Below are 7,333 nucleotides of genomic sequence, written 5' to 3' on the forward strand. Positions count from 1 at the left end.
CTTCCTGGCGGTGGACGTGGATCCGTCGGTGGGGGTGCGGGACGTGGCGCTGGTGCGGGTGGATTGATCCGCGAGGTTTCAAGGCAGCCCCTTGACGAAGCAGGCGAGGCCGAGTTTCCGGCCCGCGAAGGGACCCCTTGAAAGAGCACTGAACATCTGGGCAGATAGGCGGCCTCAACGCCTTGTGAGGAGGCCCACCCATGTTCGATTTCCCCGAGAACGATTCCATCTCTCCCGCGCTGCGCGCGTTGCTCGAGCTGTTCGCCACGGACCTGGCGGACGTGAAGTTCCCGGACGTGGACACGGCGGTGCTGGGCGAGTCCGCGGCGCAGGTGCGCGAGAAGGCGGAGGCGGTGGCGCGCGCGCAGGCGGCGCTGGATGCCGCGCGGCAGGTGTTGAACGAGAGCCAGGAGTCGCTGTTGCAGAAGGGGCAGCGGGCGCTGGCGTACGCGAAGGTGTTCGCGGAGGACGACGCGGAGCTGGGAGCGAAGCTGGAGGCCATCCACCTGCCGCGTCCGACGCGCAAGGCAGGCCGGGCGGAAGGGCAGCCCACGGCGGTGGAGCCGGTGGGCATGGCCCCGGGCTCCGAGGAGAACGCCCCGCGCCGTCGCGGCCGTCCCCCCAAGGTGCGTCCGGTGGCCGGAGGCACGCTGTTCACCGAGAACGGCAACAGCCCGGAGTCCCTCGTCGGCGCGCAGGACGAGTCGGCGGGCCTGCAGTCGTAGTCCCCGGCACCTGGTCAGAAAAAGACCGCGTGCCCCCGGGTTGGAGGCCCGGGAGCACGCAGTCACGGTGTCACACGCCTGAAGGCTAGTTCTTCGGGAACGCGGTCCAGCCGGCCATCCAGTTGCTCGTGCCCACCGCGCCGACGAAGCGCGCGCTGGTGTCGAAGCCCGCGCCGGGCGTGGCCGCGTTGTCCGGGTTGAGCGCCGGCGAACCCGCCGCCGGGGCGAAGTTCGGGGCGTCCAGGTTCAGCGCCGCGGTGAGCTGCGGATCCGCCACCTTGTTGTTCAGGCCCGTGGCCAGCACCTTCTCCGCCTCCACGAACTTGCTCACGTCCGGATCCGTCACCGTGCCCGCCGCGTCCTTCTTGGGGTTCGGCGCGTTGGGGATGGACACCGTGTCCGCCTTGTTGGACCAGAACAGCGCGCCCTGGATGCTCAGCTCCGGCGTGGCCGCGTTCCACAGCGCCGCGGAGGCCGTGCCGTCCACGTCGATGGCCTTGTCCGCGAAGCTCGCGACGATGACGTTGCGCAGAATCGTGCCCGCGCCCGTGTTGAACACCAGGCCCTCCTGCGCGGGCGTGGTGCCCGCCGCGCGCCCGGAGCCGATGAACGTCGCGTTCCAGATCTCCGGCGCCGTGTGCGGCTGCGCGGCGTTGTCGTTCTTGTTGCCGGAGGCCTCGATGCCGCGGTTGCCCACCGTGGCGTTCTGCTGCACCACCAGGAACTGCACCTTGCCCCGGTAGCCCAGGTCGTAGTCCAGGCCGTCGTCGTCCGGCTGGCTGATGAGGATGTGCTTCAGGCCCGCCGTGCCGCCGAACATCTCCACGCCGTCGTCGGCGCCCTTGTGCACCTGCACGTAGTCGATGTCCGTCGCGGTGCCGCACGCGCCCGTCGTCAGGCCGTTGAGCTCGTTGTCCTCGGCCAGCTCGTAGCCCGCGAACTCGATGCGCGCGTACTTCAGCTTGCCGCAGTCGTGCGCGTCGTCCGTGCCGCCGTACTTCGTCTTCACGTCGCCGCTCGTGGCGAAGAAGCCCTCGATGGTGTTCTCGCCGCCGGCCACGTTGATGCGCGCCTTGCCCAGCAGCACCACGCCGCCCCAGTCACCGGCCGCGCGCGCGCCCGCCGCCTGCGCGCTGGTGAAGACGATGGGCTTCTCCGCCGTGCCCACCGCGTTCAGCTTCGCCTCGCGCGTGACGACCAGCGCGCTGCCCTGGTCGCCCAGGATGGTGGTGCCCGCCTCGATGGTCAGCGTGCCCTTCTCCACGAACACGTAGTTCTTCAGCGTGTACGTGGTGCCCGCCTTCCACGTCGTGTCCTCGGTGATGTTCGCGCTCACGTCCTGCGCGGTGGACTGCGGGTCCCCACCGTCCGGCTTGTTGTCGGGGTCCTTGTCGTCGCCGCAGGCAGGCAGCAGCGTCAGGCTGGAGAGGGCGAGGACGGATGCAAACAGGCGCTTCATGGGTGACGTCCTTTCAAGGGGAAATGGGAGCTACAGGGCCCAGCCGAGCGCGGCGGTGAACGCCATGCCGGGCTTGTACGTCTGCACCGTCACGTCCCCCTGGCGGAGGGTGACGGACGCGTTGAGGAGGTTCGCGGCGGTCAGCTTCAGCTGCGTCGCGCCGAACTTCTGGGTGAGGGTGAGGTCCACGCGGTGGAAGGGCCGCTCGTACACATCCGGCAGGCCCTGCACGCCGACCTCGCTGATGCGCTGGCCGGACACGTTGTAGAGGACCGCCACTTCGGTGCCGCTCTCCGGCCGCTCGTAGCCCACGTTGACGTTGACCACGTAGGGCGACTGGCCCTGGAGCGGACGGTCCTTGTTCGTCTGCGCGCCCACCACCGCGGAGTTCCCCAGGTCCACCTGCGACTGGATGAGCGTGAGGTTCGCGCCCACGCGCACCGGGCGCAGCGCGGGGCTGAAGCGCGCCAGCGACGTGCGCGCCTCCAGCTCCAGGCCATAGCTGTCCGCGCCCGCGGCGTTCTCGAAGCCCAGGTCCCCGCTGTCCGGGTTGCGGATGACGCGCTCGATGGGGTCCTGGAAGCGCTTGTAGAAGGCGCTCGCGGCGAGCACTTCGTTGTCCCCCACGAACCACTCCACGCGCGCGTCCACGTTGTGGATGCGCGTCTCCAGCAGGTCGGGGTTGCCGGACACGTTCCGGCGGCGCACGAAGTCGAAGAAGATGAAGGGCGCCAGCTCCCGGAACGTGGGCCGCGCCAGCGTGTAGCTGTAGCCCGCGCGCAGGTTCACCTTCTCCGACAGCGCGTAGATGGCGTTGAACGACGGCAGCACGTCCAGGTAGCTGGAGTCCGTGCCGCCCTCGCCCTCCACGCCGGTGAACGGGTCCTTCAGCGTGAGGTCCTGCGTGGACGACTCCAGGCGCACGCCGCCCACCAGGCGCAGGGGCTCCAGGGGCTGGTAGTCAGCGGACACGTAGCCGGCGTAGATGCCCAGGAAGGCGTTGTACGCGTCGTCCGAGCGGGTCGTCTCGCGCACGGTGATGGCGTTGCCCACGTTCTCCGGCGAGAAGAGCTGCTCGGGGGACTGGGTGCGGTCGACGGGCGTCTCGTTCAGCAGGTAGCGGAAGCGGCGCGCGTTGAAGTCGCGGAAGGACACCTGGGTGAGCCCGCCCACCTTCACGCGCAGGCCGGAGGTGAAGGGCAGGGTGAGGTTGAGGCTGCCGCCGGTGGACGTCTCGCCCAGCTCCGCGAAGAAGCGCTCGCCGCTGTTGGGCTGGTTGGGGAAGGACAGCTGCGCGCCGGGGTCGCCCAGGCTGGCGCTGTAGAGGGTGTCGCGCGTGTCGGGCTCGTCGCGGTCCACGCGGGAGAAGTTGCCCTGCCAGTCCAGCTCCGCGTCGCCCAGCAGGCCCAGGCGGTGGAAGCCCCGGAGCTGGTTGAAGGACAGCGCGCGGGTGATGAACTGGAGGCGGGTGCTGGCGTAGGTGTCGCCGCGCACGTTGTTGTTGCCGTTGGCGGAGTACGTGCGCGTGTCGGTGCCGCGCGTGTAGAGGCTGAAGAAGGTCAGCTCGTTGTCGCGGTCGAACTGGTAGCCCACGCTGGCCAGGCCGCTGAGGTTCGCGGTGGAGAAGCCCTGCGTGGTGCGCGCGACGTCCTGGGACACGAGCGAGCCGGACTCGTCGCGGGACGCGCGGGCGAAGTCGCCCACCTGCACGCCGTCGCGGTGGCCGTAGTTGACGGTGGCCAGGTAGCCCAGGCGCTGGTTGCCGAAGCGCAGCGTGTCGCCCAGGGACGCGCCCAGGCCCAGGTTGGGCGCGGCGCGCGTGGTGCGCTTCTCCCAGACGTTGGTGAAGGACTCCCACTGGCCTTCCAGCTGCTGCGCGGACTCGCTGCCCGCGCCCAGGCGGTGGTCGCGGGGAATCGAGTCGGGCAGGTCGCGGCTGGCGCTGGCGAAGCCCAGCGTCTCCCCGAAGCCGCCCTGCGCCTGCGAGTTGCGCTCGCGGAAGGTCGTCACCGTGTCGCCGCCCAGGGTGAGGCGCGGCTTGAACTCGAACTGGGACGGGTAGGTGTTGGTCTCGATGAGGAGCGTGCCGCCGCCGAAGGTGCCGGGCAGGTCCGCCGTGTAGCTCTTCACCACGTTGAGGTTGGCGAGCAGGCTCGTGGGGAACAGGTCCAGCGGCACGCTGGGCTCGTCCGGCTCCGGGCTGGGCAGCAGCGCGCCGTTGAGCAGCGTGGTGGCGTAGCGGCCACCCAGGCCGCGCAGGAGCACGTAGCGGCCGTCCACGACGGTGGCGCTGACCACGCGCTTCACCGCGTCACCGGCGCTGGAGTCGGGGGTGCGGGCAATCTCCTGCGCGCTGATGGCGTCGGAGACGGCGGCGGCCTTCTTGCGGTCCTGGAGCAGGGCGCCCTCGGCGCGGCGGTCGGAGCGGGCCTCGACGACGACCTCCTGCACCGCGCCCACGTCCGCGCCGAGCGCGACGTCCAGCTTCGTGGCCTTGCCCTGCGTGACGACGACGCCGGTGATGCGGCGGCCCTGGTACACGTCGTAGAAGGCGCGCAGGTCGTACTTGCCCGGCGGCAGCGCGAGCCGGTAGTTGCCATCCAGGTCGGTGAGGGCCTGCTTCTGCGAGCCCGTCACCACCTTCACGGTGGCCTCGATGAGTCCCTCTCCGTTGGCCTCGTCCGTCAGCCGGCCGTAGATGCCGGTGAAGCCGGGCGGCGGCGTGGAGGACTCCGCGAGCGCCTCGTCGCCCATCGCGCCCTCGTCGGACGCGGTGGCCTCGGAGGGCGCGGTGCCTTCAGACGGAGCCGCGGTGGGGTCCGTCACGGTGCCGGACTGCGCGGCGGCCGGAGCGGAAGGGTCCGGCGCAGGCGGAAGCTCCCCGGCGGGCTGCGTGCCGGGCGTGGCGGAAGGGGAAGGCGCAAGGGGCGCTGTCGGCTCGGCGCCGGGGGCCTGCGCGAAGGCAGGCAGGGTGATGAGCACGAGTGACGCGACGAATGCGCGCACGAAGTTCGAACGAGACAACACGGCTCTCCTTGCCGACAGCGACGCGCAATCAACGCGACGCCCGTGGCATTGGGATGAAGGGTTTGTGACGTCTCTGGCGGGGAACGGAAAACTCGGTGTCACGGACCGCGCGCGGCTCACACCGCGCGCGGGACACCCGCTGCGCGACTCAGTCCGCGAGCCGCTCCGGCAACACGGCGACGGTGATGTTCCCACCCCGCGCCAGGTCCAGCACTTCCATGGCACTGCCGTACGGCACCGCGTCGCCCGCGTCGAAGAAGACGATCTTGTCCGCTCGCGCGTTGAGCATGCGTTGCAGGCGGACCACCACCTGGTCGCGCGGCACTTCCTCGTGGTTGATGCGCAGCGTGCCCGCCTTGTCCACCGTGAGCACCACGGGGGGCTTCGCATCCGGCGGCGGAGGTGGCGTGGCCTCCTTCTTGTCCGCCTTCGCTGGCACGTTCATCCACAGGTGCTTGGTCATCAGTGGCGTGACGACCATGAAGATGATGAGGAGGACCAGCACCACGTCCACCAGGGGCGTCACGTTCATCGTGGGGCGGATGCCGCCCTTGCTGCCACCGACGTCGAAAGCCATGGCGCGTGCCTCCCCTTACTTCTTCTGCCGGTCGATGACCTGCAGGCTGATGCCCGGGAATCCAATGTCCTGCATCGCCTTGAAGACGCCGCGCACCTGCTGGTACGCCACGCCCCGGTCCGCCTTGAGCACTACGGGCGCGTCCGGCTTCGCCTGGTGCAGCGTCTTCAGCTCCACGACCAGCGCGTCCCGCGTGAGCTGCTTGCGGTCCAGGAAGAAGGAGCCGTTGGCCGCGAGGCTCACCGTCGTGGGCTCCAGGTTCTTGTTCTCCGGATCCGGGTTCGTCGCGACGGGCAGCTCCACCGCGGCGCCCGCCTCCAGCTGCGGCGTGACGACCATGAAGATGATCAGGAGGACGAGGACCACGTCCACCAGCGGCGTCACGTTCATCTCCGGGGTGATGCTCCTACGCGTGGCCGACATCGGTGGCCTCGCCGCGGGTGGAGACGACGTCCGCGCTGTTCGGGTGCTGCGGCCCGTGTCCGGCCACCGCGCGCTTGTCGCCGGCCATGTCCTCCAGGTGGTCCATGAACTCGCTGCGCGCCTGCTCCAGGGAGAGCAGCAGCGCGTCCGCGCGGGTGGACAGGAAGTTGAACATCAGCACCGCGGGGATGGCGACGAGCAGGCCCAGCGCGGTGACGACGAGCGCCTCGGCGATGCCGGCGGACACCGCGCCCAGGCCGCCGGAGCCCTCCTTCGCGATGCCGGCGAAGGCCTCGATGATGCCTACCACCGTGCCGAGCAACCCGACGAACGGCGCCACCGAGCCCACCGTGGCCAGCACCGACATGCCCCGGCGCACGTCCGCGGTGATGCGCTCGTTGATGCGCACCAGGTCGCGCCGGGTGAGCTCCACCGCGCCCAGCTTGCCGGCGGGCGCGCGCGACTTCGACAGGAACGTCTTCATGCCGCCGCCCAGCATCATCGCCAGGTGGCTGCTCTTGTTGCCCTCCGCCTCCTTCACCAGCGCGTCGTGCTGCTGCTGCGCGAGGAGCGGACCGGCGCGGCCGGCGAAGTGGCGGGACGCGGCGCGCGAGCGGAAGTAGACGAACAGGCGCTCGAAGAACACGGCCAGCGACGCGACCGCGAAGGCGACCAGCGTCCAGGCGATGCACAGGGCGAAGACACCCATGTGCGCGTAGATTTCCTTGAGGTTGAAGTTCATGGCGGTGGCTTTCCCGGGGAAGAGGGGCGTCAGGACTTGAGGCGGAAGGGGACCTTGAAGATGCGGAAGACGGCGGTGGGCTGGCCGGACACGACGGCGGGCCGGAAGCGCCAGGTGCGCACGGCGGCCAGCGCGGCGCTGGCGAAGGGCTCGTCACCGCGCATCACCTTGAGCCCGGTGACCCGGCCGTCCACCTCGACGACACCCTTGAGGATGACCATCCCCTCCTGACCCTTGGAGCGGGCCTCGGAGGGGTACTCGGGCAACAGGTTCGCGGACAGCGGCTCCGGCGGCGTGCCCGTTTCGGGAAGGTTGATGGGCTGGGCGCGACCGCCGCCAATCGCCATCCCCTCACCGCTGCCGGTGCCACCCACCACGCC

7 protein-coding genes are annotated in these 7,333 nt (G+C 70.2%); 1 reads left to right on the forward strand and 6 read right to left on the reverse strand.

Features of this window, described 5'->3' with window-relative positions; genetic code table 11:
- Positions 1-200 precede the first annotated feature (200 nt).
- The gene (locus tag D7V93_RS33245; RefSeq protein ID WP_120647204.1) at positions 201-725 is read left to right on the forward strand and encodes a hypothetical protein; all 525 of its coding nucleotides are present in this window, start codon (positions 201-203) and stop codon (positions 723-725) included.
- Positions 726-810: 85 nt separating this feature from the next.
- Here the strand turns inward: D7V93_RS33245 and D7V93_RS33250 are convergent, their stop codons facing one another.
- The 6 genes from D7V93_RS33250 to D7V93_RS33275 form a co-directional block, all read right to left on the reverse strand.
- The gene (locus D7V93_RS33250; protein WP_120647205.1) at positions 811-2,184 is read right to left on the reverse strand and encodes a beta-helix domain-containing protein; all 1,374 of its coding nucleotides are present in this window, start codon (positions 2,182-2,184) and stop codon (positions 811-813) included.
- Between the two features lie 30 nt (positions 2,185-2,214).
- Positions 2,215-5,211: a TonB-dependent receptor gene (locus tag D7V93_RS33255; RefSeq protein WP_120647206.1), complete on the reverse strand. Its 2,997-nt coding sequence runs from the start codon at positions 5,209-5,211 to the stop codon at positions 2,215-2,217.
- 148 nt (positions 5,212-5,359) lie between these two features.
- Entirely contained in the window at positions 5,360-5,788 is a 429-nt protein-coding gene (locus D7V93_RS33260) for an ExbD/TolR family protein (RefSeq protein ID WP_120647207.1), read from the reverse strand.
- A gap of 15 nt (positions 5,789-5,803) precedes the next feature.
- Positions 5,804-6,211 (reverse strand): ExbD/TolR family protein, encoded by a 408-nt coding sequence (locus D7V93_RS33265; RefSeq protein WP_120615003.1) that lies wholly within the window; start codon positions 6,209-6,211, stop codon positions 5,804-5,806.
- The gene (locus tag D7V93_RS33270) at positions 6,195-6,953 is read right to left on the reverse strand and encodes a MotA/TolQ/ExbB proton channel family protein (RefSeq protein WP_120647208.1); all 759 of its coding nucleotides are present in this window, start codon (positions 6,951-6,953) and stop codon (positions 6,195-6,197) included. Before D7V93_RS33270 ends, D7V93_RS33265 begins: the two co-directional genes overlap by 17 nt.
- A 29-nt stretch (positions 6,954-6,982) precedes the next feature.
- The coding region (locus tag D7V93_RS33275; RefSeq protein ID WP_147451470.1) for an energy transducer TonB at positions 6,983-7,333 on the reverse strand (351 nt) is incomplete at its 5' end.

This window comes from Corallococcus llansteffanensis, from assembly GCF_003612055.1.
GTDB lineage: Bacteria > Myxococcota > Myxococcia > Myxococcales > Myxococcaceae > Corallococcus > Corallococcus llansteffanensis.

Coding starts and splice junctions, on each gene's coding strand:
- D7V93_RS33245 (WP_120647204.1), top strand. CDS start 201: ATGTTCGATTTCCCCGAGAACGATTCCATCTCTCCCGCGCTGCGCGCG.
- D7V93_RS33250 (WP_120647205.1), bottom strand. CDS start 2,184: ATGAAGCGCCTGTTTGCATCCGTCCTCGCCCTCTCCAGCCTGACGCTG.
- D7V93_RS33260 (WP_120647207.1), bottom strand. CDS start 5,788: ATGGCTTTCGACGTCGGTGGCAGCAAGGGCGGCATCCGCCCCACGATG.
- D7V93_RS33265 (WP_120615003.1), bottom strand. CDS start 6,211: ATGTCGGCCACGCGTAGGAGCATCACCCCGGAGATGAACGTGACGCCG.
- D7V93_RS33270 (WP_120647208.1), bottom strand. CDS start 6,953: ATGAACTTCAACCTCAAGGAAATCTACGCGCACATGGGTGTCTTCGCC.